Genomic DNA, 25,510 nt, shown 5'->3' with positions numbered 1-25,510 from the left:
CCTAGCAGTGTTCAAGCATCAACCGCTTTTTGGGTCGACTTGAAGACACGAATTTTCTTACCGTCTTCTACTTTGAAACCAACGCGGTCAGCCTTGTTGGTTTCGCCGTTGAAGATGGCGACGTTAGAAGCGTCCAGCGGAGCTTCTTTCTCGACGATACCGCCCTGCACGCCCGACATCGGGTTAGGCTTGGTATGACGCTTGACCAGGTTCAGACCACCGATAACCAGACGGTTATTGGCGAGAACCTTAAGCACCTTACCGCGCTTACCTTTGTCTTTGCCGGCGATCACGATGATCTCGTCGTCACGACGAATCTTTTGCATGTCGGATCTCCTTACAGCACTTCTGGGGCGAGCGAGACGATCTTCATGAACTTCTCAGTACGAAGTTCACGGGTCACTGGCCCAAAGATACGGGTGCCGATCGGCTCTTGCTTGTTGTTCAGAAGAACAGCAGCGTTGCCATCAAAGCGGATAATGGAGCCATCAGCACGACGTACGCCGTGACGAGTGCGGACTACAACAGCAGTCATCACTTGGCCTTTTTTCACCTTACCGCGAGGAATTGCTTCCTTCACGGTAACTTTGATGATGTCACCGATACCAGCGTAACGACGATGGGAGCCACCCAGCACCTTGATGCACATAACACGGCGAGCGCCGCTGTTATCGGCCACATCGAGCATGGATTGAGTCTGAATCATATAATTTCTCCGACCCCTAGTCCTTAGACTTCCACAGCGCGTTCGAGAACATCAACCAGTGCCCAAGACTTGGTCTTGGCCATCGGACGAGTTTCACGAATAGTGACTTTGTCGCCGATGTGGCACTGATTGGTTTCGTCGTGCGCGTGCAGCTTAGTCGAACGCTTAACATATTTACCGTAGATCGGGTGCTTAACGCGACGCTCGATCAAAACGGTGATGGTTTTGTCCATCTTGTCGCTGACAACACGGCCAGTCAGCGTACGGACAGTCTTTTCGGCTTCAGCCATGATCACTTACCTGCCTGCTGGTTGAGCACAGTCTTCACGCGAGCGATGTCACGCTTAACTTGCGAGAGCAGATGAGACTGCCCCAACTGGCCAGTTGCTTTCTGCATACGCAGATTGAACTGGTCGCGCAGCAGGCCGAGCAGTTGCTCGTTCAGCTGCTGTGCGGATTTTTCACGAAGTTCATTCGCTTTCATCACATCACCGTCCGTTTAACAAAGGAGGTGGCGAGCGGCAGCTTTGCAGCAGCCAGGGCGAAAGCCTCACGCGCCAGCTCTTCAGAAACACCCTCGATTTCATACAGGACTTTGCCTGGCTGAATCTGGGCTACCCAGTATTCCACGTTACCCTTACCTTTACCCATCCGAACCTCGAGAGGCTTTTTGGAGATCGGCTTGTCCGGGAATACACGGATCCAGATCTTGCCGCCACGTTTTACGTGACGGGTCAGAGCACGACGCGCTGACTCGATCTGACGAGCGGTGAGACGACCACGAGCTACAGACTTCAGCGCGAACTCGCCGAAGCTGACTTTGCTACCGCGCTGAGCCAGACCACGGTTGTGGCCTGTCATCTGCTTGCGGAACTTCGTACGCTTAGGTTGCAACATTTGGCGTACCCCTTACTTAGCAGCTTTTTTACGAGGCGCTGGTGCTTGTGGTTTCAGTTCTTCTTGGCGACCACCAATTACTTCGCCTTTGAAGATCCAAACCTTTACACCGATCACACCGTAAGTGGTGTGAGCTTCGTAGTTGGCATAGTCGATGTCGGCACGCAGGGTGTGCAGTGGCACACGACCTTCGCGATACCATTCAGTACGTGCGATTTCAGCACCGCCGAGACGACCGCTCACTTGGATTTTGATGCCTTTGGCACCAATGCGCATGGCGTTCTGTACGGCGCGCTTCATAGCGCGACGGAACATTACGCGACGCTCCAGCTGCTGAGCTACGCTCTGCGCAACCAGCATACCGTCGAGCTCCGGCTTGCGGATCTCTTCGATATTGATGTGCACAGGCACACCCATTTGCTTGGTCAGGTCCTGACGCAGTTTCTCAACATCTTCACCTTTCTTCCCGATAACGATACCTGGACGAGCGGTGTGGATGGTGATACGTGCAGTTTGGGCCGGACGATGGATATCGATACGGCTTACGGACGCGCTTTTTAGTTTGTCTTGGAGATACTCACGCACCTTCAGATCAGCGAACAAGTAGTCCGCATAAGTCCGACCGTCTGCGTACCAGACGGAGGTGTGCTCCTTGACGATTCCCAGGCGAATGCCAATGGGATGTACTTTCTGACCCATCTCTTCGACTCCGTTACTTGTCAGCAACCTTGACAGTGATATGGCAAGACCGCTTGACGATGCGATCAGCACGGCCTTTGGCACGTGGCATGATGCGCTTCAGCGAACGCCCTTCGTTGACGAAAACGGTGCTGACCTTCAGGTCATCAACGTCTGCGCCTTCGTTATGCTCGGCGTTGGCTACGGCCGACTCCAGCACTTTCTTCATGATCTCGGCGGCTTTCTTACTGCTGAAAGCCAACAGGTTGAGCGCTTCGCCCACCTTCTTCCCGCGGATCTGGTCGGCGACCAAGCGGGCTTTCTGGGCGGAGATTCGAGCGCCCGACAACTTAGCGGCTACTTCCATTTCCTAACCCCTTAACGCTTGGCTTTCTTGTCTGCCACGTGCCCACGATAAGTGCGGGTACCGGCAAACTCGCCCAGTTTGTGGCCGACCATGTCTTCGTTAACGAGAACTGGGACGTGTTGACGACCGTTGTGTACTGCGATGGTCAGACCGACCATTTGTGGCAGGATCATCGAACGACGCGACCAGGTCTTAACTGGTTTGCGATCGTTCTTTTCCGCCGCCACTTCGATCTTCTTCAGTAGGTGAAGATCAATAAAAGGACCTTTTTTCAGAGAACGTGGCACTGTCGTATCCCTCTATTTACTTGCGACGACGGACGATCATTTTGTCGGTACGCTTATTACCACGAGTCTTCGCGCCCTTAGTCGGGAAGCCCCATGGCGATACCGGATGACGACCACCAGAGGTACGACCTTCACCACCACCGTGTGGGTGGTCAACCGGGTTCATGGCAACACCACGAACGGTTGGGCGAACGCCACGCCAGCGTTTGGCACCAGCTTTACCCAACGAACGCAGGCTGTGCTCGGAGTTCGAGACTTCGCCCAGGGTCGCACGGCATTCAGCCAGTACTTTACGCATCTCACCAGAACGCAGACGCAGGGTCACGTAGACACCTTCACGAGCGATCAGCTGAGCCGAAGCGCCAGCGGAACGAGCGATCTGTGCGCCTTTACCTGGCTTCAATTCGATGCCGTGTACGGTGCTACCAACTGGAATGTTACGCAGTTGCAGAGCGTTGCCCGGCTTGATCGGTGCCAGAGCACCTGCGATCAGCTGGTCGCCAGCACTCACGCCTTTAGGGGCGATGATGTAGCGACGCTCGCCATCTGCGTACAGCAGCAGAGCGATGTGAGCAGTACGGTTTGGATCGTATTCGATACGCTCGACAGTGGCAGCGATGCCATCTTTGTCGTTGCGACGGAAATCGACCAGACGATAATGCTGCTTATGGCCACCACCGATGTGACGAGTGGTAATGCGACCATTGTTGTTACGACCACCAGACTTCGATTTTTTCTCGAGCAGCGGTGCGTGAGGAGCGCCTTTATGCAGCTCCTGGTTGACCACCTTGACCACAAAACGGCGGCCAGGGGAAGTCGGTTTGCATTTAACGATTGCCATGATGCACCCCTTCCTTACTCAGCACTGCTGCTGAAATCGAGATCTTGGCCTGGCTGAAGGGAGATAACTGCCTTCTTCCAGTCATTACGCTTGCCCAGACCGCGAGCAGTGCGCTTGCTCTTACCCAGAACATTCAGGGTAGTAACACGCTCTACTTTCACGCTGAACAGGCTTTCGACGGCCTTCTTGATTTCCAGCTTGGTTGCGTCAGTTGCAACCTTGAAAACGAACTGGCCTTTCTTGTCAGCCAGAACCGTAGCCTTTTCGGAAACGTGCGGGCCAAGCAGAACTTTAAATACGCGTTCCTGGTTCATCCCAGCAGCTCCTCGAATTTCTTCACGGCCGACACAGTGATCAACACCTTGTCGTATGCGATCAGACTAACTGGATCGGAACCTTGCACGTCACGTACATCAACGTGTGGCAGGTTGCGAGCAGCCAGGTACAGGTTCTGATCAACAGCTTCAGACACGATCAAAACGTCGGTCAGGCTCATGTTGTTCAGTTTGCCCAGCAGATCTTTGGTTTTTGGACTTTCAACAGCGAAGTCCTGAACCACGACCAGACGATCAGTACGCACGAGTTCAGCAAGGATGGAGCGCAGTGCTGCGCGGTACATCTTCTTGTTGAGCTTCTGAGAGTGATCCTGTGGACGAGCTGCGAAAGTGGTACCGCCGCCACGCCAGATTGGGCTACGGATAGTACCGGCACGAGCACGGCCAGTGCCTTTCTGACGCCAAGGGCGCTTACCGCCACCACGTACGTCGGAACGGGTCTTTTGCTGCTTGCTACCTTGACGGCCGCCGGCCATGTAGGCCACGACTGCTTGGTGAACGAGCGTCTCGTTGAATTCGCCGCCAAATGTCAGTTCGGAAACTTCGATCGCTTGAGCGTCATTTACATTTAATTGCATGTCAGCTTCCCCTTAACCGCGAGCCTTGGCCGCTGGACGTACAACCAGGTTGCCGCCAGTAGCGCCAGGAACAGCACCCTTGACCAACAACAGATTGCGTTCAGCGTCGACGCGCACTACTTCGAGGGACTGCACGGTCACGCGCTCAGCGCCCATATGACCGGACATTTTTTTGCCCTTGAATACACGACCAGGAGTCTGGCACTGGCCAATAGAGCCCGGGACGCGGTGGGAAACGGAGTTACCGTGAGTGTTGTCTTGACCACGGAAATTCCAACGCTTGATCGTACCCTGGAAGCCTTTACCTTTGGACTGACCGGTTACATCAACCAGTTGACCAGCGGCGAAGATTTCAGCGTTGATCAGATCGCCAGCCTGGTAGTCGCCGTCTTCAAGACGGAACTCCATGACAGTACGACCAGCTGCAACGTTTGCTTTAGCGAAGTGACCTGCTTGAGCAGCAGTCACGCGCGAAGCACGACGCTCGCCGACAGTGACTTGCACTGCACGATAGCCATCGGTTTCTTCAGTTTTGAACTGGGTGACGCGATTCGGTTCGATCTCAATGACCGTGACCGGAATGGAGACACCTTCTTCGGTGAAAATACGGGTCATACCGCATTTACGACCGACTACACCAATAGTCATGTTGTAAACCTCATGAGTGTACGGGGCTTTCACCCGCTATGGCCGCCCATTTCAGAGCGTTACACGACTAAGACCCAAGTCTTAGCCGAGGCTGATCTGTACTTCCACACCGGCCGCCAGATCGAGCTTCATAAGTGCATCAACGGTTTTATCCGTTGGCTGGACGATGTCCAGTACGCGCTTATGAGTACGGATCTCGTACTGGTCACGCGCGTCTTTGTTGACGTGCGGGGAGACCAGAACGGTGAACCGCTCTTTACGGGTAGGCAGTGGAATTGGACCACGCACTTGAGCACCAGTACGTTTCGCGGTTTCCACGATTTCCTGGGTGGATTGGTCGATCAGGCGATGGTCAAAAGCCTTCAACCTGATACGGATTTGCTGATTTTGCATTGGATTTCAGACTCCGGCTGCTATTCCCACCGGGCGCAATACGCCCGTTAAAAGGAGGCGCAATTCTATAGACGCCCTAGATAGGTGTCAACCCAATAAAAAAGCCCCCGCTAAGCGGGGGCTTTCTCAAAACATCAAAGCTCACTCAAAAGAGAGATTACTCGATGATTTTAGCTACAACGCCAGCACCAACGGTACGGCCGCCTTCACGGATTGCGAAACGCAGACCGTCTTCCATAGCGATGGTTTTGATCAGGGTGACAACCATTTTGATGTTGTCGCCTGGCATTACCATTTCTACGCCTTCCGGCAGTTCGCAGTTACCAGTCACGTCAGTAGTACGGAAGTAGAACTGTGGACGGTAGCCTTTGAAGAACGGAGTGTGACGACCGCCTTCTTCTTTGCTCAGTACGTATACTTCAGCTTCGAACTTGGTGTGCGGCTTAACCGAACCTGGCTTGACCAGAACCTGGCCACGCTCAACGTCGTCACGCTTGGTACCACGCAGCAGAACGCCGCAGTTCTCGCCAGCACGACCTTCGTCGAGCAGCTTACGGAACATTTCAACACCGGTGCAGGTGGTGACGGTAGTGTCACGCAGACCAACGATTTCCAGTGGATCTTGAACCTTGACGATACCGCGCTCGATACGACCAGTTACAACAGTACCGCGACCGGAGATCGAGAATACGTCTTCGATTGGCATCAGGAACGGCTTGTCGATAACACGGACTGGATCTGGGATGTAGCTGTCCAGAGTCTCAACCAGTTTACGAACGGACGTGGTGCCCATTTCGTTATCGTCTTTGCCTTCCAGAGCCATACGAGCAGAACCGATGATGATCGGAGTGTCGTCACCTGGGAAGTCGTAAGTGCTCAGCAGATCGCGCACTTCCATCTCAACCAGTTCCAGCAGCTCAGCGTCGTCTACCAGGTCAGCCTTGTTCAGGTAAACCACGATGTACGGAACGCCAACCTGACGGGACAGCAGGATGTGCTCACGGGTTTGTGGCATCGGACCATCAGCGGCCGAGCAAACCAGGATTGCGCCGTCCATCTGGGCAGCACCGGTGATCATGTTCTTCACATAGTCAGCGTGACCTGGGCAGTCAACGTGAGCGTAGTGACGGATCAGCGAGTTGTATTCAACGTGCGCGGTGTTGATGGTGATACCACGAGCTTTCTCTTCTGGCGCGCTGTCGATTTTATCGAAATCAACGATTGCGGAACCGAATACTTCGGAGCAAACGCGAGTCAGAGCAGCAGTCAGAGTGGTTTTACCGTGGTCAACGTGACCGATGGTGCCAACGTTGACGTGCGGTAGGGAACGATCAAATTTTTCTTTAGCCACGACAATTAACTCCTTGCCTAAAGGACTGAATCAGCCTTGTTTTTTGGATACAGTTTCAGCGATGTGCGCCGGAGCTGTGTTGTATTTTTTGAATTCCATAGAGTAGCTTGCGCGACCCTGGGACATGGAACGAACGTCGGTCGCATAACCGAACATCTCGCCCAACGGAACCTCGGCGCGAATCACTTTGCCGGAAACCGTGTCTTCCATACCCAAGATCATGCCGCGACGACGGTTAAGGTCGCCCATGACATCACCCATATAGTCTTCAGGTGTAACAACTTCTACCGCCATGATTGGCTCAAGCAACTCACCACCGCCCTTCTGGGCCAGTTGCTTGGTTGCCATGGAAGCAGCCACCTTAAACGCCATCTCGTTGGAGTCGACGTCGTGGTAAGAACCGTCAAAAACGGTTGCTTTCAGGCCGATCAGCGGATAGCCGGCAACAACACCGTTCTTCATCTGCTCTTCGATACCCTTCTGGATAGCAGGGATGTATTCCTTAGGAACAACACCACCTACTACTTCGTTCACGAATTGCAGACCTTCCTGACCTTCGTCAGCAGGAGCAAAACGGATCCAGCAGTGACCGAACTGACCACGACCGCCGGATTGACGAACGAACTTGCCTTCGATTTCACAGTTCTTCGTGATGCGCTCACGATAGGAAACCTGAGGCTTACCGATGTTGGCTTCGACGTTGAACTCACGGCGCATCCGGTCAACCAGGATGTCCAGGTGCAGCTCGCCCATGCCGGAGATGATCGTTTGACCAGTCTCTTCATCAGTCTTGACGCGGAAAGATGGATCTTCCTGAGCAAGCTTGCCCAGAGCGATACCCATTTTTTCCTGGTCATCCTTGGTCTTAGGCTCTACGGCAACCGAAATAACCGGCTCCGGGAAGTCCATGCGAACCAGGATGATTGGCTTGGCAGCGTCGCACAAAGTCTCACCAGTGGTGACGTCCTTCATGCCGATCAGGGCCGCGATGTCACCAGCGCGTACTTCCTTGATCTCTTCACGGGCGTTTGCGTGCATTTGCACCATACGACCCACGCGCTCTTTCTTGCCTTTAACCGAGTTGATCACGCCGTCGCCGGAGGCCAACACGCCCGAGTAAACGCGGACGAAGGTCAAAGTACCCACGAATGGGTCGGTAGCGATCTTGAACGCCAGAGCCGAGAACGGCTCGTTGTCATCGGCGTGACGCTCCATTTCTTCTTCCTCGTTATCAGGGTTGGAACCCTTGATAGCAGGAATGTCGGTTGGAGCAGGCAGGTAGTCGATAACGGCGTCGAGAACCAGGGGAACACCCTTGTTCTTGAACGAGGAACCGCAAACAGCCAAGACGATCTCACCAGCGATAGTACGCTGACGCAGAGCGGCCTTGATTTCCACGTTGGTGAGTTCTTCACCTTCGAGGTACTTGTTCATCAGCTCTTCGCTGGCTTCGGCAGCAGCCTCAACCATGTTGTTGCGCCACTCGTCAGCCAGTTCCTGAAGCTCTTCAGGGATAGGCTTACGAACAGGAACCATACCTTTGTCGGAATCATTCCAGTAAACAGCTTCCATGTTGATCAGATCGATCTGACCCTGGAAGTTGTCTTCGGAACCGATAGCCAACTGGATAGGCACCGGAGTGTGACCCAGACGCTGCTTGATCTGACCGATCACGCGCAGGAAGTTGGCACCAGCACGGTCCATCTTGTTTACATAAACAAGACGTGGAACACCGTACTTGTTGGCTTGACGCCATACGGTTTCCGACTGAGGCTCAACACCCGAGGTGCCGCAGAACACAACGACAGCGCCGTCGAGCACGCGCAGGGAACGTTCAACTTCAATGGTGAAGTCTACGTGGCCCGGGGTATCGATTACGTTGAAGCGATGCTCGTCTTTGTACTGCTTCTCGGAACCTTTCCAGAAGGCGGTAATAGCAGCAGAAGTAATGGTAATACCACGCTCCTGCTCCTGAACCATCCAGTCTGTGGTCGCGGCGCCGTCATGCACCTCGCCCATTTTGTGACTTTTGCCGGTGTAAAACAGTACGCGCTCGGTGGTGGTGGTTTTACCAGCATCCACGTGAGCGACGATACCGATGTTACGGTAGCGGCTAATCGGAGTAGTACGAGCCATAAAGCCCTCGCAAAATTAGTGAAGCTAAAATTAGAAGCGGTAGTGCGAGAAAGCTTTGTTGGCTTCAGCCATACGGTGCACGTCTTCACGCTTCTTAACAGCAGCACCTTTACCTTCAGCAGCGTCCAACAGTTCGCCGGCCAAACGCAGAGCCATAGACTTCTCGCCGCGCTTACGGGCGAAGTCTACCAACCAGCGCATTGCCAGAGCGTTACGACGGGACGGACGAACTTCAACCGGAACCTGGTAAGTAGCACCGCCTACACGGCGCGACTTCACTTCGACCAGCGGAGCGATGGCGTCGAGAGCTTTCTCGAAGATTTCCAGGGGGTCGCTGTTCTTGCGTTCTTTAACCTTTTCCAGCGCGCCATAAACGATACGCTCGGCAACGGCTTTCTTGCCGCTTTCCATTACGTGGTTCATGAACTTGGCCAGGATTTGGCTTCCGTATTTTGGATCGTCAAGCACTTCGCGCTTGGCTGCTACGCGTCTTCTTGGCATGGATAAGCCCTCAAACGGTCTTCAGGTTCGCTCGGAATCGGTGCCCTTTCGGGACGCCTCCGACCTTACTCTTATCGACTCAGAAAATAAGATGATTCAGGTTTACAAAAAGCCGCTACTACTTAGGCTTCTTGGTACCGTACTTCGAACGACCCTGGTTACGACCTTTAACGCCGGAAGTATCCAAGGAACCGCGTACGGTGTGATAACGAACACCTGGCAAGTCTTTTACACGACCGCCGCGGATCAGTACCACGCTGTGCTCTTGCAGGTTGTGGCCTTCACCGCCGATGTACGAGGAAACCTCGAAACCGTTGGTCAGACGCACACGGCATACTTTACGCAGTGCCGAGTTAGGTTTTTTCGGCGTGGTGGTATACACACGGGTGCATACGCCACGACGTTGCGGGCAGTTCTGCAGCGCAGGTACGTCGGATTTCTCGACGATACGCTTACGCGGCTGACGTACCAGCTGGTTGATAGTTGCCATCTACTAGCTCCACTGTTGTCTTGCGACGCTATTGTCTTGCAAGAAAAGCAAAATGGCAGGAACGAATTCCCGCCAAATTTAGGGGTACAAGAGTCTAAAGAGGATCTTGTCCCCAGTCAAGGCAAGGCCCCGACCTCCCCTCGCGTCGAACCGGGGCAAAAATGCCTCGATCCGACGAACGGGAGTGCCAGGGCCCAGACTCATCTATCGCAGAACTCAGTTACCGCTTGAGTTCAGCGCTTCGGTCAGTGCAGCTTCCACTTCACTGGCGCTTACGCGCAGCGGCTTGTCAGCATCACGGCGACGCTTACGCTCGCTGTGGTAAGCCAAACCGGTACCTGCCGGGATCAGACGACCCACGACTACGTTTTCTTTCAGGCCGCGCAGGTAATCGCGCTTGCCGGTTACCGCTGCTTCGGTCAGTACGCGAGTGGTCTCCTGGAAGGAGGCCGCCGAGATGAACGACTCAGTGGACAACGACGCCTTGGTGATACCCAGCAGCACGCGAGTGAACTTGGAGACAAATTTCTCTTCGTTCGCCAGGCGCTCGTTTTCTACCAGTACGTGAGTCAGTTCCATCTGGTCGCCCTTGATGAAACTGGAATCGCCGGATTCAGCGATTTCAACTTTACGCAGCATCTGACGCAGGATGGTCTCGATGTGCTTGTCGTTGATCTTCACGCCTTGCAGACGGTAAACGTCCTGGATCTCGTTAACGATGTACTTGGCCAGCGCACTCACACCCAGCAGACGCAGGATGTCGTGTGGATCGCTCGGACCGTCGGAGATAACTTCGCCGCGGTTTACCTGTTCGCCTTCGAACACGTTCAGGTGACGCCACTTCGGAATCAGCTCTTCATACGGATCGCTACCGTCGTTCGGGGTAATAACCAGACGGCGCTTGCCTTTGGTTTCTTTACCGAACGCGATGGTGCCGCTGACTTCAGCCAGAATCGACGCTTCTTTCGGACGACGAGCTTCGAACAAGTCGGCAACACGCGGCAGACCACCGGTGATGTCACGGGTCTTCGAAGTTTCTTGCGGGATACGCGCGATAACATCACCGATCGCGATCTTCGCACCATCCGCTACACCGACCAGGGCGTTGGCTGGCAGGAAGTACTGAGCGATTACGTCAGTGCCTGGCAGCAACAGATCCTTGCCGTTGTCATCGACCATCTTCACGGCAGGACGGATGTCCTTACCAGCAGCTGGACGATCTTTGGCGTCGAGTACTTCAATGTTGGTCATACCGGTCAATTCGTCAGTCTGACGCTTGATCGTGATGCCTTCTTCCATGCCCACGTAGGTCACGGTACCTTTCATTTCGGTAACGATTGGGTGAGTGTGCGGATCCCACTTGGCCACGATTGCGCCAGCGTCGACCTTGTCACCTTCTTTAACCGAAATCACAGCACCGTACGGCAGCTTGTAACGCTCACGCTCACGACCGTAGTCATCAGCGATGGCCAGCTCACCGGAACGGGACACAGCAACCAGGTGACCATCCACTCGCTCAACGTGCTTGAGGTTATGCAGGCGGACGGTACCGCCATTCTTCACCTGAACGCTGTCGGCTGCGGAGGTCCGGCTTGCCGCACCACCGATGTGGAACGTACGCATGGTCAGCTGGGTACCCGGCTCACCGATGGACTGGGCAGCGATAACGCCGACCGCTTCACCGATGTTCACCTGGTGACCACGAGCCAAGTCACGGCCATAGCACTTGGCGCAGATGCCGTAGCGGGTTTCGCAGCTGATCGGCGAGCGAACGATCACTTCGTCGATGCTGTTGAGTTCGATGAACTCGACCCACTTCTCGTCAACCAGGGTGCCGGCAGGAACGATAACTTCCTCGGTACCTGGCTTGAATACGTCACGGGCAATAACACGACCCAATACGCGCTCACCCAGCGGCTCTACAACGTCACCGCCTTCAATGTGCGGCGTCATCAGCAGGCCGTGCTCGGTGCCGCAATCGATCTCGGTTACAACCAGATCTTGTGCAACGTCTACCAGACGACGAGTCAGGTAACCGGAGTTAGCGGTTTTCAACGCGGTATCCGCAAGACCCTTACGAGCACCGTGAGTGGAGATGAAGTACTGAAGTACGCTCAAACCTTCACGGAAGTTCGCAGTGATCGGCGTTTCGATGATGGAACCGTCCGGCTTGGCCATCAGGCCACGCATACCGGCGAGCTGACGGATCTGCGCAGCAGAACCCCGTGCGCCCGAGTCGGCCATCATGTACATCGAGTTGAAAGACTCTTGATCGACTTCGACGCCATGACGGTCGATGACTTTCTCTTTCGAGAGGTTGGCCATCATCGCCTTGGACACTTCGTCGTTGGCCTTGGACCAAAGGTCGATCACTTTGTTGTACTTCTCGCCCTGGGTTACCAGGCCGGAGGCGTACTGGCTCTCGATCTCTTTCACTTCGTCAGTGGCAGCACTGATGATGCGGGCTTTTTCATCCGGGATAACGAAGTCGTTAACGCCGATGGAAACGCCGGAGATAGTCGAGTAAGCGAAACCTGTGTACATCAACTGGTCAGCGAAGATAACGGTCTCTTTCAAACCAACCACGCGGTAGCACTGGTTGATCAGCTTGGAGATCGCCTTTTTCTTCATCGGCAGGTTGACGACGTCGTACGACAGACCTTTTGGAACAACCTGGTACAACAGCGCACGGCCGACAGTGGTGTCGACGATACGGGTGTTGCTCACGCTGCCGCCGTCACGGTCGTTGACGGTTTCGTGGATCCGCACCTTGACCTTGGCGTGCAGTGCGGCTTCGCCGGCACGGAACACACGGTCAACTTCCTGCAGGTCAGCAAACACACGACCTTCGCCTTTGGCGTTGATCGCTTCACGAGTCATGTAGTACAGACCCAATACAACGTCCTGCGACGGAACGATGATTGGCTCACCGTTGGCTGGCGACAGAATGTTGTTGGTCGACATCATCAACGCACGCGCTTCCAACTGGGCTTCCAGTGTCAGCGGTACGTGCACGGCCATTTGGTCGCCGTCGAAGTCGGCGTTGTACGCGGCACAGACCAGAGGGTGCAGCTGGATAGCCTTACCTTCGATCAGTACAGGTTCAAACGCCTGGATACCCAGACGGTGAAGGGTCGGTGCACGGTTGAGGAGAACCGGGTGTTCGCGAATCACTTCAGCGAGAACGTCCCAAACCTCTGGCAGTTCGCGCTCGACCATTTTCTTGGCCGCTTTGATGGTGGTCGCGAGACCGCGCATTTCCAGCTTGCCGAAGATGAACGGCTTGAACAGCTCGAGTGCCATCTTCTTAGGCAGACCGCACTGGTGCAGACGCAGGGTCGGGCCTACGGTAATTACCGAACGACCGGAGTAGTCAACACGCTTACCGAGCAAGTTCTGACGGAAACGACCTTGCTTACCCTTGATCATGTCAGCCAGGGATTTCAGAGGACGCTTGTTCGAACCGGTGATAGCGCGGCCACGACGACCGTTGTCGAGCAGGGCATCGACCGCTTCTTGCAACATACGCTTTTCGTTGCGCACGATGATGTCCGGAGCGGACAGATCAAGCAGGCGCTTCAAGCGGTTGTTACGGTTGATCACGCGGCGGTACAGGTCGTTGAGGTCGGACGTCGCGAAACGACCACCGTCCAACGGTACCAGCGGACGCAGGTCTGGCGGCAGAACCGGCAGAACGGTCAGCACCATCCACTCTGGCAGGTTGCCGGAACCCTGGAAGGCTTCCATCAACTTCAGACGCTTGGACAGCTTCTTGATCTTGGTTTCGGAGTTGGTTTGCGGAATCTCTTCACGCAGACGACCAATCTCGTGCTCCAGGTCGATAGCGTGCAGCAGTTCGCGGACAGCTTCGGCACCCATGCGGGCATCGAAATCGTCGCCGAACTCTTCCAGCGCTTCGAAGTACTGCTCGTCGTTCAGCAGCTGACCTTTTTCAAGGGTGGTCATGCCTGGATCGATAACGACATAGCTCTCGAAGTAGAGAACGCGTTCGATATCACGCAGGGTCATGTCCATCAGCAAGCCGATACGGGACGGCAGCGATTTCAGGAACCAGATGTGGGCAACCGGCGAAGCCAGTTCGATGTGCGCCATGCGCTCACGACGAACCTTGGCCAGCGCAACTTCAACGCCGCACTTCTCGCAGATCACACCACGGTGCTTCAAGCGCTTGTACTTACCGCACAGGCACTCGTAATCCTTTACCGGGCCAAAGATCTTGGCGCAGAACAGGCCGTCACGCTCAGGTTTGAACGTACGGTAGTTGATGGTTTCCGGCTTTTTAACTTCACCGAACGACCACGAACGGATCATCTCAGGCGATGCCAACCCAATACGGATGGCGTCGAACTCTTCGACTTGACCCTGGTTTTTCAGCAAATTCAGTAGGTCTTTCAAGGCCTTTCCTCCTGGCGGAGCAGAGAGCGGGCTAAACAGCCCCGCTCTCGATTCGCGTCACGTGTTATTCGGTTTCCAGATCGATATCGATGCCGAGGGAACGAATTTCTTTGATCAACACGTTGAAGGACTCGGGCATGCCCGGCTCCATACGGTGATCACCGTCCACGATGTTTTTGTACATCTTGGTACGACCGTTCACATCGTCCGACTTCACTGTGAGCATTTCTTGCAGAGTGTATGCAGCACCGTATGCTTCCAGTGCCCAGACCTCCATCTCCCCGAAACGCTGACCACCGAACTGAGCCTTACCACCCAGCGGCTGCTGGGTAACCAGGCTGTACGAACCGGTAGAACGAGCGTGCATCTTGTCGTCTACCAAGTGGTTCAGCTTCAGCATGTACATGTAGCCAACAGTAACCGGGCGCTCGAACTTGTTGCCGGTACGGCCGTCGAACAGCTGCATCTGGCCGCTTTCTGGCAGGTCTGCCAGTTTGAGCATGGCCTTGATTTCGCTTTCCTTGGCACCGTCGAACACCGGGGTAGCCATTGGAACGCCGCCGCGCAGGTTCTTCGCCAGATCCAGGATTTCCTGGTCGGAGAAGGTGTCCAGCTCTTCGTTGCGACCGCCGATCTCGTTGTAGATCTCGTGCAGGAACTTACGCAGGTCTGCGACTTTGCGCTGCTCTTCGATCATACGGTTGATCTTCTCGCCCAGACCTTTGGCCGCGAGGCCCAGGTGGGTTTCAAGGATCTGACCAACGTTCATACGCGAAGGTACGCCCAACGGGTTGAGGACGACGTCGACCGGGGTGCCATTGGCATCGTGCGGCATGTCTTCAACCGGCATGATCACAGAGACCACACCCTTGTTACCGTGACGACCGGCCATCTTGTCGCCCGGCTGGATGCGGCGACGGATCGCCAGGTAAACCTTGACGATTTTCAGCACGCCTGGAGCCAGGTCATCGCCCTGCTGCAGTTTGCGCTTCTTGTCTTCGAACTTGTCGTCCAGCAGACGGCGGCGATCAACGATATAGGCCTGGGCCTTCTCGAGCTGCTCGTTCAGAGCATCTTCAGCCATGCGCAGTTTGAACCACTGGCCGTGCTCAAGACCGTCGAGGATTTCGTCGGTGATGTCCTGACCTTTCTTCAGGCCCGCGCCGCCTTCAGCCTTGTGGCCTACCAGAGCGGAACGCAGACGTTCGAAGGTCGCGCCTTCAACGATACGGAACTCTTCGTTCAGATCCTTGCGGATCTCGTCGAGCTGGGTCTTCTCGATGGACAGTGCACGAGCATCACGCTCAACGCCGTCACGGGTGAAGACCTGTACGTCGATGACAGTACCCTTGGTACCGGTAGGTACACGCAGGGAGGTGTCTTTCACGTCGCTGGCTTTTTCACCGAAGATGGCACGCAGCAGCTTCTCTTCCGGCGTCAGTTGGGTCTCGCCTTTCGGAGTGACTTTACCGACCAGGATGTCGCCAGCGCCAACTTCAGCACCTACATAAACGATACCGGCTTCGTCCAGCTTGTTCAGTGCAGCTTCACCCACGTTCGGGATGTCTGCAGTGATTTCCTCAGGCCCAAGCTTGGTATCACGCGCCACACAGGTCAGTTCCTGGATGTGGATCGTGGTGAAGCGGTCTTCTTGAACCACACGCTCGGACAGGCAGATGGAGTCTTCGAAGTTGAAGCCGTTCCATGCCATGAACGCGATGCGCATGTTCTGGCCGAGAGCCAGTTCACCCATGTCGGTGGACGGGCCGTCAGCCATGATGTCGCTACGCTGAACGCGATCACCCTTGCTCACCAGCGGACGCTGGTTGATGCAGGTGTTCTGGTTCGAACGGGTGTATTTGGTCAGGTTGTAGATGTCGACACCGGCTTCGCCAGTTTCTACTTCGTCATCGGCAACACGAACCACGATACGGCTGGCATCAACGGAGTCGATCACACCGCCACGACGAGCCACGACGCAAACGCCGGAGTCACGTGCTACGTTGCGCTCCATGCCAGTACCTACCAGCGGCTTGTCAGCGCGCAGGGTCGGTACAGCTTGACGCTGCATGTTGGAACCCATCAACGCACGGTTGGCGTCATCGTGTTCCAGGAACGGGATCAGCGACGCTGCAACCGAAACTACCTGCTTCGGAGAAACGTCCATCAAGGTGACGTCTTCCGGCGCCTTGACGGTGAACTCGTTCAAGTGACGAACAGCTACCAGCTCGTCGACCAGGACTTTCTTGTCGTTCATCGTGGCCGAAGCCTGAGCGATCACGTGATCAGCTTCTTCGATGGCGGACAGGAATACGATCTCGTCGGTGACCAGGGCGTCTTTCACCACACGGTACGGGCTTTCGAGGAAGCCGTACTGGTTGGTGCGCGCATAGGCAGCCAGGGAGTTGATCAGACCGATGTTCGGACCTTCCGGCGTTTCGATCGGGCAAACACGACCGTAGTGCGTCGGGTGTACGTCACGGACTTCAAAGCCAGCGCGCTCACGGGTCAGACCGCCCGGGCCCAGTGCAGAAACACGGCGCTTGTGGGTGATCTCGGAGAGCGGGTTGTTCTGGTCCATGAACTGAGAAAGCTGGCTGGAACCGAAGAACTCTTTCACCGCCGCAGCCACTGGCTTGGCGTTGATCAGGTCTTGCGGCATCAGGCCTTCGCTTTCAGCCATCGACAGACGCTCTTTGACCGCACGCTCAACACGTACCAGGCCAACGCGGAACTGGTTCTCGGCCATTTCACCTACGCAGCGAACACGACGGTTACCCAGGTGGTCGATGTCATCGACGATGCCTTTGCCGTTACGGATGTCGACAAGGGTCTTCAATACCGCGACGATGTCTTCCTTGCACAGCACGCCCGAACCTTCGATCTCGGTACGACCGATACGACGGTTGAACTTCATCCGGCCGACCGCAGACAGGTCATAGCGCTCAGGGCTGAAGAACAGGTTGTTGAACAGGGTTTCGGCAGCATCTTTGGTTGGTGGCTCACCAGGACGCATCATGCGATAGATCTCGACCAGTGCTTCCAATTGGTTGCTGGTGGAGTCGATCTTCAGTGTGTCGGAGATGAACGGACCGCAGTCGATATCGTTGGTGTACAGGGTCTCGATGCGAACAACCTGGGCCTTGGCGATCTTGGCCAGGATCTCGGTGTTCAGCTCGGTGTTGCACTCAGCCAGGATTTCGCCTGTAGCCGGGTGAACGATGACCTTGGCGGTAGTGCGACCCAGGACGTAGTCCAGTGGCACTTCCAGCTCTTTGATACCGGCTTTTTCGATCTGGTTGATGTGGCGCGCAGTGATACGACGGCCAGCCTCAACGATGACCTTGCCTTTTTCGTCCTGGATGTCCAGTACAGCAATTTCACCACGCAGACGCGAAGCGATCAGCTCCAGCTTGAGGGTTTCATCCTTCAGGCTGAATACGTTGGTGGTGTAGAAAGCGTCCAGCACCTGCTCAGTGGTGTAACCGAGCGCGCGCAGCAATACCGAGGCCGGCAGCTTGCGACGACGGTCGATACGCACGAACACGCAGTCTTTCGGGTCGAACTCGAAGTCCAACCACGAACCGCGGTACGGAATGATCCGCGCGGAGTACAGGAGTTTGCCGGAGCTGTGCGTCTTGCCGCGGTCGTGGTCGAAGAACACGCCCGGGGAACGGTGCAGCTGGGAAACGATTACACGCTCGGTACCGTTGATTACGAAGGTACCGTTTTCAGTCATCAGTGGGATTTCGCCCATGTAGACTTCTTGCTCTTTGATGTCCTTGATCGCTTTGTTCGACGATTCTTTGTCGAAAATGATCAGACGGACTTTTACCCGCAAAGGTACGGCGTACGTAACGCCACGCAACACGCATTCTTTGACATCAAATGCCGGTTCGCCCAGGCGATAACCGACGTACTCCAGCGCAGCATTGCCGGAGTAGCTGATGATCGGGAAAACGGATTTGAAGGCCGCATGCAGGCCCACGTCGCGGAACTGATCTTTGGTCGCTCCCGCCTGCAAGAATTCACGATACGAATCCAGCTGGATAGCCAGAAGGTACGGGACATCCATGACGTCCGGCAACTTGCTAAAGTCCTTGCGGATACGTTTTTTCTCAGTATATGAGTAAGCCATCAGCGTTCCCCAGCTTGGTCACCTGCTTGTTTGGCCCCTCCGACGGGAGCAGCCAGAAAATCTTGCAAACCCCATGGTTTGCACCACCGCTTCGGGTGGCTACAGCGCGTTAATGGCGGCGACCGAGTCGACAGCCAAGAACGGAAAAAGGCCGGTGGCAAGAGCCACCAGCCATCAGCCTTCAGCTTAACGCTTGGGCTGGAGACGCAAGGTCGATGCTTACTTCAGCTCGACTTTAGCGCCTGCTTCTTCCAGAGTAGCTTTGGCTTTGTCAGCGGCGTCTTTCGACACTGCTTCCAGAACCTGGGCAGGAGCGCCGTCAACTACAGCCTTGGCTTCTTTCAGGCCCAGACCGGTCAGTTCACGTACTGCCTTGATCACGTTTACTTTCTTCTCGCCAGCTTCCAGCAGCATGACGTTGAATTCGGTTTGCTCTTCAGCAGCGACAGCAGCAACAGCTGGGCCAGCGGAAGCAGCGGCAGCGGAAACGCCGAATTTTTCTTCGAAAGCTTTGATCAGCTCAACAACCTGCAGAACCGACATTTCAGCTACGGCGTTGAGGATATCGTCTTGGGAGATAGACATTGCTGTATTTCCTGAATTGGGGGACGGCCTACGCGGCCATCGAAATAAACAAAAATACGCGAGAGAATTTGCTCAGCCTTAGGCTGCGGCAGCTTCTTTTTGCTCGCGAACTGCAGCCAGAGTACGAGCCAGCTTGCTGGTAGCGCCTTGAATCACGCTCATCAGCTGCGAAATAGCTTCGTTACGGGTCGGCAGTGTTGCCAGTACGTCGATTTGGTTAGCTGCGAGGAACTTGCCCTCGAACGCAGCTGCCTTGATCTCGAACTTATCCTGACTCTTGGCGAATTCTTTGAACAAACGGGCAGCAGCGCCTGGATGATCTTTAGAGAACGCGATCAGAGTCGGGCCGGTGAACACATCGTTGAGAACACTGTATTCAGTGTCAGCAACGGCGCGCTTGAGCAGGGTGTTACGTACAACACGTACGTATACGCCAGCTTCACGAGCCTCTTTACGGAGTCCGGTCATAGCGCCTACTGTCACACCACGGGCATCAGCCACGACAGCGGACAGAGCAGCTTTGGCAGCCTCGTTGACTTCAGCGACGATGGCCTTCTTGTCTTCGAGATTAATTGCCACGGGTTTAACTCCTGCTTGTTACCGTTTCATCTGGCCTAGGCCTGATGTCGTTTTGGTGTCTGATTCGGTAAGGAACCGGGAGCACCATCTGCGTAGGCTTGTTGGTTTAAGACTTGCGTCGCCTACGGTCTTGGATAGCCCCCGCCAGGCAGGGACCCCAATCTTTCAATTGGCGCAATTACTTGCGCCAATTTATGTCTTATACGTCCAGCGAGCCTTGGTCGATGACCAGACCTGGGCCCATAGTGGTGCTCAGGGTAACGCGCTTGACGTAGATACCTTTCGAGGAAGCAGGCTTGATACGCTTCAGATCAGCGATCAGGGCTTCAACGTTTTCCTTCAGCTTGACGGCATCGAAGCCGACTTTGCCAACGGAGGTGTGAATGATGCCGTTTTTGTCGGTGCGATAACGAACCTGACCAGCCTTGGCGTTTTTAACCGCGGTAGCTACGTCTGGAGTTACGGTACCGACTTTAGGGTTAGGCATCAGGCCACGTGGACCGAGGATCTGACCCAACTGACCTACAACACGCATTGCATCCGGGGAAGCAATAACGACGTCATAGTTCAGGTCGCCGCCTTTCATTTCGGCAGCCAGGTCGTCCATGCCAACGCGATCAGCACCAGCGGCCAGAGCAGCTTCAGCAGCTGGGCCTTGGGTGAAGACAGCAACACGTACAGTCTTGCCAGTGCCGTGTGGCAGCACAGTAGCGCTACGAACGACCTGGTCGGATTTACGTGGGTCAACACCCAGGTTTACAGCAACGTCAACAGACTCGCTGAACTTGACAGTCGACAGCTCGGTCAGCAGGGCAGCAGCGTCTACGAAGTTGTAGGACTTGCCTGCTTCGATCTTGCCGGCGATAGCCTTTTGGCGCTTGGTCAGCTTAGCCATTACACACCCTCCACGTTAAGGCCCATGCTACGAGCAGAACCGGCGATGGTACGCACGGCTGCATCCATATCAGCTGCAGTCAGATCCGCGTTTTTGGTTTTCGCGATTTCTTCCAGCTGAGCACGGGTTACGGTGCCAACCTTAACGGTGTTAGGACGAGCGGAACCGCTGGTCAGACCGGCAGCTTTCTTCAGCAAAACCGAAGCCGGGGTCGACTTGGTTTCGAAGGTGAAGCTACGGTCGCTGTATACAGTGATGATCACTGGAGTCGGCAGACCTGGCTCAAGACCCTGAGTACGGGCGTTGAAGGCCTTGCAGAATTCCATGATGTTCACGCCGTGCTGACCCAGAGCTGGACCGACGGGTGGGCTAGGGTTGGCCTGAGCGGCCTTCACTTGCAGCTTGATGTAAGCGGTAATCTTCTTGGCCATGAGGCACTCCAATTACGGGTTCAAACGCCTCGAAAGGCTCCCCGGCTACTTGCGCGTTTATCCCAGTGACGACAAAACCCCACAGCCTAGGCTGCGGGGTTGGGATGCTTGCCCAGCTAGACCTTTTCGACCTGGCTGAACTCCAACTCTACCGGGGTAGAGCGACCGAAAATGAGCACTGCCACTTGGATCCGGCTCTTTTCGTAGTTAACTTCTTCGACCGTACCGTTAAAATCAGCGAACGGACCGTCTGTAACGCGAACAACCTCACCCGGCTCGAACAATGTCTTCGGCTTGGGCTTGTCGCTACCATCAGCAACACGACGCAGAATTGCTTCCGCCTCTTTGTCGGTGATCGGAGCAGGCTTGTCGGCAGTACCGCCAATGAAGCCCATGACGCGAGGGGTATCCTTGACCAAGTGCCAAGTACCTTCGTTCATGTCCATTTGTACCAGCACGTAGCCAGGGAAGAACTTGCGTTCGCTTTTGCGCTTCTGCCCATTCCGCATTTCAACCACTTCTTCAGTGGGAACCAGAATTTCGCCGAAGCCATCTTCCATGCCTGCCAGCTTTACGCGCTCCAGCAAAGAGCGCATAACATGCTTCTCGTAACCCGAGTAAGCATGCACAACGTACCAACGCTTAGCCACGGGACACCCTTAGCCAACAATCAAGGAAACAAGCCAGCCGAGCAGGGAATCAAGCCCCCACAACAGCAACGCCATAACCAGAACAACAGCCACGACAATCAATGTGGTCTGAGTGGTTTCTTGGCGAGTCGGCCAAACGACTTTACGGATTTCGGTGCGAGCTTCCTTAACCAGTACCGCGAACGACTTGCCTTTGGCAGTCTGCAGGCCTACAAAGGCAGCTACAGCAGCGAGGGCAAGCAAAGCGAGTACACGGTACAGGATCGGCGAAGCAGAATAGTACTGATTGCCAACAACGCCTACGACCACCAAGGCGACTACAGCGAGCCACTTTACCAGATCGAAACGAGAGCTTTGAGCTTCAGCCTTAGGAGTCATCTATGAAGATCCTGTGAAAAGAAAGCCAGACACACCACGTGAATCTGGCAGGTCAGGAGGGAATCGAACCCCCAACCTACGGTTTTGGAGACCGTCGCTCTGCCAATTGAGCTACTGACCTAAAACAAAATCAGGCCGACCATTATGCAGGCCTGAAAAAGACTTTACAACAACCAACCCCACAAGACCTGAAACATCGAACAACATTCAAGCCGAGGCAGCTGTTAAAACAAAGGCAGATATTTTCATATCTGCCTTGTCATATGGAGCTCTTGAGCGGATTTGAACCGCTGACCTCACCCTTACCAAGGGTGTGCTCTACCAACTGAGCTACAAGAGCGAAACACCTTGCACAACCTGCAAACTTGGAGCGGGTAGCGGGAATCGAACCCGCATCATCAGCTTGGAAGGCTGAGGTTCTACCACTAAACTATACCCGCGGAGCTTGCAGCTCACGCTAAAAATGGTGGAGGGGGAAGGATTCGAACCTTCGAAGTCGTAGACGTCAGATTTACAGTCTGATCCCTTTGGCCGCTCGGGAACCCCTCCTAAGCGAGCCGGCATTTTACATCACGCCGACCTTCTGTCAAGCATTTTCTCATTTAAATTATGAGGTTAGCTGCATTGACGGTCGCTTTGCACTGTAGCCCTTAAAGGTCTTCACTGCGAAGCGGGCGCCATTCTATGCAAACTATTCGAGAGTTGCAATGCCTTCACACAGCATTATTTTATGTTTTAACTCATTGAATTCATTAGCAAGGCTTTCAAAGGGCAGATCGTCAGCCAGGCGACGGCTCTCAGGGGCTACACGCAACCAATAACCCGAGGCGTCCGGCGCATTCAGCAACTGTACTTTGACCTTGATATCCAGGCTGGTGAGCCTCTGCTCGAGAGAGGAGGCTTGGCGTCGATCAGTGAACCCACCGATGTACAAGCAGGTATTCTGCGCCTCTGCCGGCCTCGCTCGATCACGCCGCGCCACCGCATCTGCCGACTCACTCAGGAGGCGAATATCTTGTTGTGCCCCCCGATGGAGACTCAAGGGCGTGACATCCTTGGCCCGCAATGGCGCCTCTTGCTGATGCCAGACGTAATAGAAAACATTGAGGACCAGTAAAAGTAAAAACAGCCAGCGCATAATCACCTCAAGACAAAGGACACGCCATTGCCAAACCAACAAACACCAGATCCGGGACCAGCCGAGCTTGAGGCGCAGCATCCCTCACCAGGTCAGCATCGCCGCCAGTGAGGAAGACTGTGAAATCCTCCCCCCAATAGCCTCGCGCCAACTCGAGCTGGGTCAGCACAAACCCTCTAAGCATGAGCGTACACCCACGCTCGACGGCCTCTACGGTCGTACGACCAGGAGAGAGACGTTCCACAGCCCGCTCAGCGGCCGCGTCGTCATAGCGTATCTTGCGGGTATGGGTTCGCAGTTGATTACGCATAAGCGGCATACCCGGGCAAATAAACCCACCCAGGTGCCCACCGTCCGGACCAATAAAATCTGCTGTCGCCGCTGTACCAAAGTCGAGTACCAGGCATGCACCTGACGCCAACTTGAACGCGCCTAGCATGGCCAGCCATCGATCCATCCCCAGGCGCTGGAAGTCTTCGTAGCCGTTGCGCACTCCGCCCATTTCTTGAGCAGAGGTTGCACAGGAAACAGCAACGCCAAATGCCGCTACCAAGGCAGCTATCAGCTTATCGGTCTCCTCAAGCGCGCGAACACTCACTAACCGACAACGCGTGAGCAATAGACCAGGCAAAGCCACCAAACTATCGATCAGCGCGATATCTGAACCTGCGATACCTTCCGCGCGAACAGTTGCCTCACTCAACTCAAGAACACGCCATTTGATAAAGCTATTTCCACAGTCGAGCTCAAGAATCATCACGCAACCTCAGGCTTAACTCACCACCGCTGTATATTTTCTCAACGCCACCGACATCCAAACGCAAGGCGCCCTGACGATCCACGCCCAGCACAACCCCATCAATCTGATTGACGCCCGCGATAAGCGACACGGACTTCCCCTGCCACGCGTGATGCTGCTCCCATTCGTCTTGCAACCCTGCAAAACCCGCAGCCTTGTGTCGATCTAGGTAGGCTTGGAGTTGCAAACCCAGTCGCGCCACCAGGTGATTGCGATCAACTGAAAAGCCCGCCTCAAGCTGCATCGAGGTCCACTGCTGATCAACATCAACTGCCCTCTGCATATTCACATTGATACCTATCCCTAGCACAACGTGACAGATATCCGCGGGATCTCCCACCAGCTCAAGCAAGATGCCTGAGATTTTCTTGTGCCCAACCAAGACGTCGTTTGGCCACTTCAAAGCCGCGCCCTGCACACCCGACTCACGCAGAGCCTGCAGGACTGCCAGTCCTACCACCAGACTCAACCCTTCCAGTTGCCGCAGACCACCCTCAATACGCAATACAAGGCTGTAGTAAACGTTTTGCGCAAATGGGCTGACCCATTTACGGCCTCTGCGCCCCCTACCAGCCGTCTGCTGCTCCGCTAGCACAACAAAAGGCGCCGCACTGCCTCCATCGACAAGACGTAAAGCCTCAGCATTAGTGGAGTCAATGGAGTCGAAAATATGAACGGGCCAAGCCAAGGAAGCCGCCCCCAGAGAAATCTCCTGCGCATTCAAAAACACCAATGGCGCAGCCAATCTATACCCGCGGCCTCGAACCTTATGAATGGGGAGATTCAATTCTGCCTCAAGATGCTGAAGCTGCTTCCACACGGCACTGCGACTAACGCCCAGGGCGGCGCCAAGCGCTTCTCCAGAATGGAACTGACCATCTTTCAGAAGTTTCAACAACGTCAGCATGCACATATCGCCTCAGAATGAGGCACGCATGATAGCCATGCGCAGGGTCATTGCATAGAAAGGGTGGATATCAGTATTGATCGACGCCCCACAAGATTTTCGAGCGTCCAAAACAAAACCCCAACTGCTTTCGCAATTGGGGTTTCGGAATTTAATCTTGACGATGACCTACTCTCACATGGGGAAACCCCACACTACCATCGGCGATGCATCGTTTCACTGCTGAGTTCGGGATGGGATCAGGTGGTTCCAATGCTCTATGGTCGTCAAGAAATTCGGGTACTGAGTCGTGACCAGTTGGTCTCGCTTCAGCAAATTGGGTATGTGATAGATCGTGGTGTTTGTGAGCGTCGAACTTTCGGTTCATCTTCGTCTTCACACACCGC

28 protein-coding genes, 4 tRNA genes and 1 rRNA gene are annotated in these 25,510 nt (G+C 54.9%); all 33 read right to left on the bottom strand.

The window, feature by feature from the left end; genetic code table 11:
- Positions 1-11: 11 nt before the first annotated feature.
- Positions 12-326 (bottom strand): 50S ribosomal protein L24, encoded by a 315-nt coding sequence (gene rplX, locus BMH52_RS13000; protein WP_003176416.1) that lies wholly within the window; start codon positions 324-326, stop codon positions 12-14.
- Between the two features lie 11 nt (positions 327-337).
- Complete coding sequence (rplN, locus tag BMH52_RS12995) at positions 338-706, bottom strand: 50S ribosomal protein L14 (RefSeq protein WP_002555479.1); 369 nt, start codon at positions 704-706, stop codon at positions 338-340.
- 23 nt (positions 707-729) lie between these two features.
- Positions 730-996, bottom strand: coding sequence for a 30S ribosomal protein S17 (gene rpsQ / locus BMH52_RS12990; RefSeq protein ID WP_003194644.1), 267 nt, complete (start codon positions 994-996; stop codon positions 730-732).
- A 2-nt stretch (positions 997-998) separates the two neighbouring features.
- Positions 999-1,190, bottom strand: a complete 192-nt coding sequence (rpmC, locus tag BMH52_RS12985) for a 50S ribosomal protein L29 (protein ID WP_002555481.1) — start codon at positions 1,188-1,190, stop codon at positions 999-1,001.
- Positions 1,190-1,603, bottom strand: a complete 414-nt coding sequence (rplP, locus tag BMH52_RS12980; protein ID WP_003176421.1) for a 50S ribosomal protein L16 — start codon at positions 1,601-1,603, stop codon at positions 1,190-1,192. The genes rpmC and rplP overlap by 1 nt, the downstream gene beginning before the upstream one ends.
- A 12-nt stretch (positions 1,604-1,615) precedes the next feature.
- On the bottom strand, positions 1,616-2,302 hold the full coding sequence (gene rpsC / locus BMH52_RS12975; protein WP_003176422.1) for a 30S ribosomal protein S3: 687 nt from the start codon (positions 2,300-2,302) through the stop codon (positions 1,616-1,618).
- Positions 2,303-2,315: 13 nt separating this feature from the next.
- On the bottom strand, positions 2,316-2,648 hold the full coding sequence (rplV, locus tag BMH52_RS12970; protein WP_003103908.1) for a 50S ribosomal protein L22: 333 nt from the start codon (positions 2,646-2,648) through the stop codon (positions 2,316-2,318).
- An 11-nt stretch (positions 2,649-2,659) separates the two neighbouring features.
- Positions 2,660-2,935 carry a 30S ribosomal protein S19 gene (gene rpsS / locus BMH52_RS12965; protein WP_002555486.1) on the bottom strand — a complete coding sequence of 92 codons (276 nt, stop codon included), beginning with the start codon at positions 2,933-2,935 and terminating at the stop codon, positions 2,660-2,662.
- 16 nt (positions 2,936-2,951) lie between these two features.
- Positions 2,952-3,776: a 50S ribosomal protein L2 gene (rplB, locus tag BMH52_RS12960; protein WP_003186055.1), complete on the bottom strand. Its 825-nt coding sequence runs from the start codon at positions 3,774-3,776 to the stop codon at positions 2,952-2,954.
- 14 nt (positions 3,777-3,790) lie between these two features.
- Positions 3,791-4,090 (bottom strand): 50S ribosomal protein L23, encoded by a 300-nt coding sequence (gene rplW, locus BMH52_RS12955; protein WP_002555488.1) that lies wholly within the window; start codon positions 4,088-4,090, stop codon positions 3,791-3,793.
- The gene (gene rplD / locus BMH52_RS12950) at positions 4,087-4,689 is read right to left on the bottom strand and encodes a 50S ribosomal protein L4 (protein WP_003176424.1); all 603 of its coding nucleotides are present in this window, start codon (positions 4,687-4,689) and stop codon (positions 4,087-4,089) included. The genes rplW and rplD overlap by 4 nt, the downstream gene beginning before the upstream one ends.
- A gap of 12 nt (positions 4,690-4,701) precedes the next feature.
- The gene (rplC, locus tag BMH52_RS12945) at positions 4,702-5,337 is read right to left on the bottom strand and encodes a 50S ribosomal protein L3 (protein WP_003194649.1); all 636 of its coding nucleotides are present in this window, start codon (positions 5,335-5,337) and stop codon (positions 4,702-4,704) included.
- An 81-nt stretch (positions 5,338-5,418) separates the two neighbouring features.
- Positions 5,419-5,730, bottom strand: coding sequence for a 30S ribosomal protein S10 (gene rpsJ / locus BMH52_RS12940; protein ID WP_003186070.1), 312 nt, complete (start codon positions 5,728-5,730; stop codon positions 5,419-5,421).
- A gap of 157 nt (positions 5,731-5,887) precedes the next feature.
- Positions 5,888-7,081, bottom strand: a complete 1,194-nt coding sequence (gene tuf / locus BMH52_RS12935) for an elongation factor Tu (RefSeq protein ID WP_003176426.1) — start codon at positions 7,079-7,081, stop codon at positions 5,888-5,890.
- Between the two features lie 30 nt (positions 7,082-7,111).
- Positions 7,112-9,217 (bottom strand): elongation factor G, encoded by a 2,106-nt coding sequence (gene fusA / locus BMH52_RS12930; RefSeq protein WP_003194651.1) that lies wholly within the window; start codon positions 9,215-9,217, stop codon positions 7,112-7,114.
- 30 nt (positions 9,218-9,247) lie between these two features.
- Positions 9,248-9,718, bottom strand: coding sequence for a 30S ribosomal protein S7 (gene rpsG / locus BMH52_RS12925; RefSeq protein ID WP_002555493.1), 471 nt, complete (start codon positions 9,716-9,718; stop codon positions 9,248-9,250).
- A gap of 118 nt (positions 9,719-9,836) precedes the next feature.
- Positions 9,837-10,208 carry a 30S ribosomal protein S12 gene (gene rpsL, locus BMH52_RS12920; RefSeq protein ID WP_002555494.1) on the bottom strand — a complete coding sequence of 124 codons (372 nt, stop codon included), beginning with the start codon at positions 10,206-10,208 and terminating at the stop codon, positions 9,837-9,839.
- A gap of 216 nt (positions 10,209-10,424) precedes the next feature.
- Positions 10,425-14,624, bottom strand: a complete 4,200-nt coding sequence (rpoC, locus tag BMH52_RS12915) for a DNA-directed RNA polymerase subunit beta' (RefSeq protein WP_019819137.1) — start codon at positions 14,622-14,624, stop codon at positions 10,425-10,427.
- A 64-nt stretch (positions 14,625-14,688) separates the two neighbouring features.
- Positions 14,689-18,762 carry a DNA-directed RNA polymerase subunit beta gene (rpoB, locus tag BMH52_RS12910; protein ID WP_010206926.1) on the bottom strand — a complete coding sequence of 1,358 codons (4,074 nt, stop codon included), beginning with the start codon at positions 18,760-18,762 and terminating at the stop codon, positions 14,689-14,691.
- Between the two features lie 219 nt (positions 18,763-18,981).
- Positions 18,982-19,347, bottom strand: a complete 366-nt coding sequence (rplL, locus tag BMH52_RS12905; protein ID WP_003176432.1) for a 50S ribosomal protein L7/L12 — start codon at positions 19,345-19,347, stop codon at positions 18,982-18,984.
- Positions 19,348-19,425: 78 nt separating this feature from the next.
- A complete protein-coding gene (gene rplJ / locus BMH52_RS12900) occupies positions 19,426-19,926 on the bottom strand; it encodes a 50S ribosomal protein L10 (RefSeq protein ID WP_003176433.1) in 501 nt (166 codons plus the stop codon).
- Positions 19,927-20,125: 199 nt separating this feature from the next.
- A complete protein-coding gene (rplA, locus tag BMH52_RS12895) occupies positions 20,126-20,821 on the bottom strand; it encodes a 50S ribosomal protein L1 (protein ID WP_003176434.1) in 696 nt (231 codons plus the stop codon).
- Positions 20,821-21,252 carry a 50S ribosomal protein L11 gene (gene rplK, locus BMH52_RS12890; RefSeq protein WP_003176435.1) on the bottom strand — a complete coding sequence of 144 codons (432 nt, stop codon included), beginning with the start codon at positions 21,250-21,252 and terminating at the stop codon, positions 20,821-20,823. Before rplK ends, rplA begins: the two co-directional genes overlap by 1 nt.
- 116 nt (positions 21,253-21,368) lie before the next feature.
- Positions 21,369-21,902 carry a transcription termination/antitermination protein NusG gene (gene nusG / locus BMH52_RS12885; protein ID WP_003176436.1) on the bottom strand — a complete coding sequence of 178 codons (534 nt, stop codon included), beginning with the start codon at positions 21,900-21,902 and terminating at the stop codon, positions 21,369-21,371.
- A 9-nt stretch (positions 21,903-21,911) separates the two neighbouring features.
- On the bottom strand, positions 21,912-22,280 hold the full coding sequence (gene secE / locus BMH52_RS12880; protein WP_003194658.1) for a preprotein translocase subunit SecE: 369 nt from the start codon (positions 22,278-22,280) through the stop codon (positions 21,912-21,914).
- A gap of 45 nt (positions 22,281-22,325) precedes the next feature.
- Positions 22,326-22,401, bottom strand: a tRNA-Trp gene (locus BMH52_RS12875).
- 143 nt (positions 22,402-22,544) lie between these two features.
- A tRNA-Thr gene (locus BMH52_RS12870) sits at positions 22,545-22,620 on the bottom strand.
- A 26-nt stretch (positions 22,621-22,646) separates the two neighbouring features.
- Positions 22,647-22,720, bottom strand: a tRNA-Gly gene (locus BMH52_RS12865).
- A 24-nt stretch (positions 22,721-22,744) separates the two neighbouring features.
- A tRNA-Tyr gene (locus tag BMH52_RS12860) sits at positions 22,745-22,829 on the bottom strand.
- Positions 22,830-22,971: 142 nt separating this feature from the next.
- Positions 22,972-23,418 (bottom strand): hypothetical protein, encoded by a 447-nt coding sequence (locus BMH52_RS12855; protein ID WP_014720155.1) that lies wholly within the window; start codon positions 23,416-23,418, stop codon positions 22,972-22,974.
- A 7-nt stretch (positions 23,419-23,425) separates the two neighbouring features.
- Positions 23,426-24,175 carry a pantothenate kinase gene (locus tag BMH52_RS12850; protein WP_014720156.1) on the bottom strand — a complete coding sequence of 250 codons (750 nt, stop codon included), beginning with the start codon at positions 24,173-24,175 and terminating at the stop codon, positions 23,426-23,428.
- Positions 24,165-25,124 (bottom strand): bifunctional biotin--[acetyl-CoA-carboxylase] ligase/biotin operon repressor BirA, encoded by a 960-nt coding sequence (birA, locus tag BMH52_RS12845; protein ID WP_073843892.1) that lies wholly within the window; start codon positions 25,122-25,124, stop codon positions 24,165-24,167. The genes BMH52_RS12850 and birA overlap by 11 nt, the downstream gene beginning before the upstream one ends.
- Positions 25,125-25,279: 155 nt before the next feature.
- A 5S ribosomal RNA gene (rrf, locus tag BMH52_RS12840) occupies positions 25,280-25,395 on the bottom strand.
- Positions 25,396-25,510 lie beyond the last annotated feature (115 nt).

The organism is Pseudomonas sp. BTN1 (assembly GCF_001907715.1).
GTDB lineage: Bacteria > Pseudomonadota > Gammaproteobacteria > Pseudomonadales > Pseudomonadaceae > Aquipseudomonas > Aquipseudomonas paracarnis.
The sequence above is the reverse complement of the archived record's forward strand: the minus strand, read 5'-3'. Positions and strand labels throughout refer to the sequence as shown.

Bases quoted from the DNA above. Each gene is read 5' to 3' on its own strand.
- rpsQ (WP_003194644.1), bottom strand. From the start codon at position 996: ATGGCTGAAGCCGAAAAGACTGTCCGTACGCTGACTGGCCGTGTTGTC.
- rpsL (WP_002555494.1), bottom strand. From the start codon at position 10,208: ATGGCAACTATCAACCAGCTGGTACGTCAGCCGCGTAAGCGTATCGTC.
- rplN (WP_002555479.1), bottom strand. From the start codon at position 706: ATGATTCAGACTCAATCCATGCTCGATGTGGCCGATAACAGCGGCGCT.
- secE (WP_003194658.1), bottom strand. From the start codon at position 22,280: ATGACTCCTAAGGCTGAAGCTCAAAGCTCTCGTTTCGATCTGGTAAAG.
- BMH52_RS12850 (WP_014720156.1), bottom strand. From the start codon at position 24,175: ATGATTCTTGAGCTCGACTGTGGAAATAGCTTTATCAAATGGCGTGTT.
- rpsJ (WP_003186070.1), bottom strand. From the start codon at position 5,730: ATGCAAAATCAGCAAATCCGTATCAGGTTGAAGGCTTTTGACCATCGC.
- BMH52_RS12855 (WP_014720155.1), bottom strand. From the start codon at position 23,418: ATGCGCTGGCTGTTTTTACTTTTACTGGTCCTCAATGTTTTCTATTAC.
- rplD (WP_003176424.1), bottom strand. From the start codon at position 4,689: ATGCAATTAAATGTAAATGACGCTCAAGCGATCGAAGTTTCCGAACTG.
- rplW (WP_002555488.1), bottom strand. From the start codon at position 4,090: ATGAACCAGGAACGCGTATTTAAAGTTCTGCTTGGCCCGCACGTTTCC.
- rplX (WP_003176416.1), bottom strand. From the start codon at position 326: ATGCAAAAGATTCGTCGTGACGACGAGATCATCGTGATCGCCGGCAAA.
- rplK (WP_003176435.1), bottom strand. From the start codon at position 21,252: ATGGCCAAGAAGATTACCGCTTACATCAAGCTGCAAGTGAAGGCCGCT.
- rplV (WP_003103908.1), bottom strand. From the start codon at position 2,648: ATGGAAGTAGCCGCTAAGTTGTCGGGCGCTCGAATCTCCGCCCAGAAA.
- rplL (WP_003176432.1), bottom strand. From the start codon at position 19,347: ATGTCTATCTCCCAAGACGATATCCTCAACGCCGTAGCTGAAATGTCG.
- rplB (WP_003186055.1), bottom strand. From the start codon at position 3,776: ATGGCAATCGTTAAATGCAAACCGACTTCCCCTGGCCGCCGTTTTGTG.
- rplC (WP_003194649.1), bottom strand. From the start codon at position 5,337: ATGACTATTGGTGTAGTCGGTCGTAAATGCGGTATGACCCGTATTTTC.
- rpoB (WP_010206926.1), bottom strand. From the start codon at position 18,762: ATGGCTTACTCATATACTGAGAAAAAACGTATCCGCAAGGACTTTAGC.
- rplP (WP_003176421.1), bottom strand. From the start codon at position 1,603: ATGTTGCAACCTAAGCGTACGAAGTTCCGCAAGCAGATGACAGGCCAC.
- rpsG (WP_002555493.1), bottom strand. From the start codon at position 9,718: ATGCCAAGAAGACGCGTAGCAGCCAAGCGCGAAGTGCTTGACGATCCA.
- rpmC (WP_002555481.1), bottom strand. From the start codon at position 1,190: ATGAAAGCGAATGAACTTCGTGAAAAATCCGCACAGCAGCTGAACGAG.
- rplA (WP_003176434.1), bottom strand. From the start codon at position 20,821: ATGGCTAAGCTGACCAAGCGCCAAAAGGCTATCGCCGGCAAGATCGAA.
- rpsC (WP_003176422.1), bottom strand. From the start codon at position 2,302: ATGGGTCAGAAAGTACATCCCATTGGCATTCGCCTGGGAATCGTCAAG.
- birA (WP_073843892.1), bottom strand. From the start codon at position 25,124: ATGCTGACGTTGTTGAAACTTCTGAAAGATGGTCAGTTCCATTCTGGA.
- fusA (WP_003194651.1), bottom strand. From the start codon at position 9,217: ATGGCTCGTACTACTCCGATTAGCCGCTACCGTAACATCGGTATCGTC.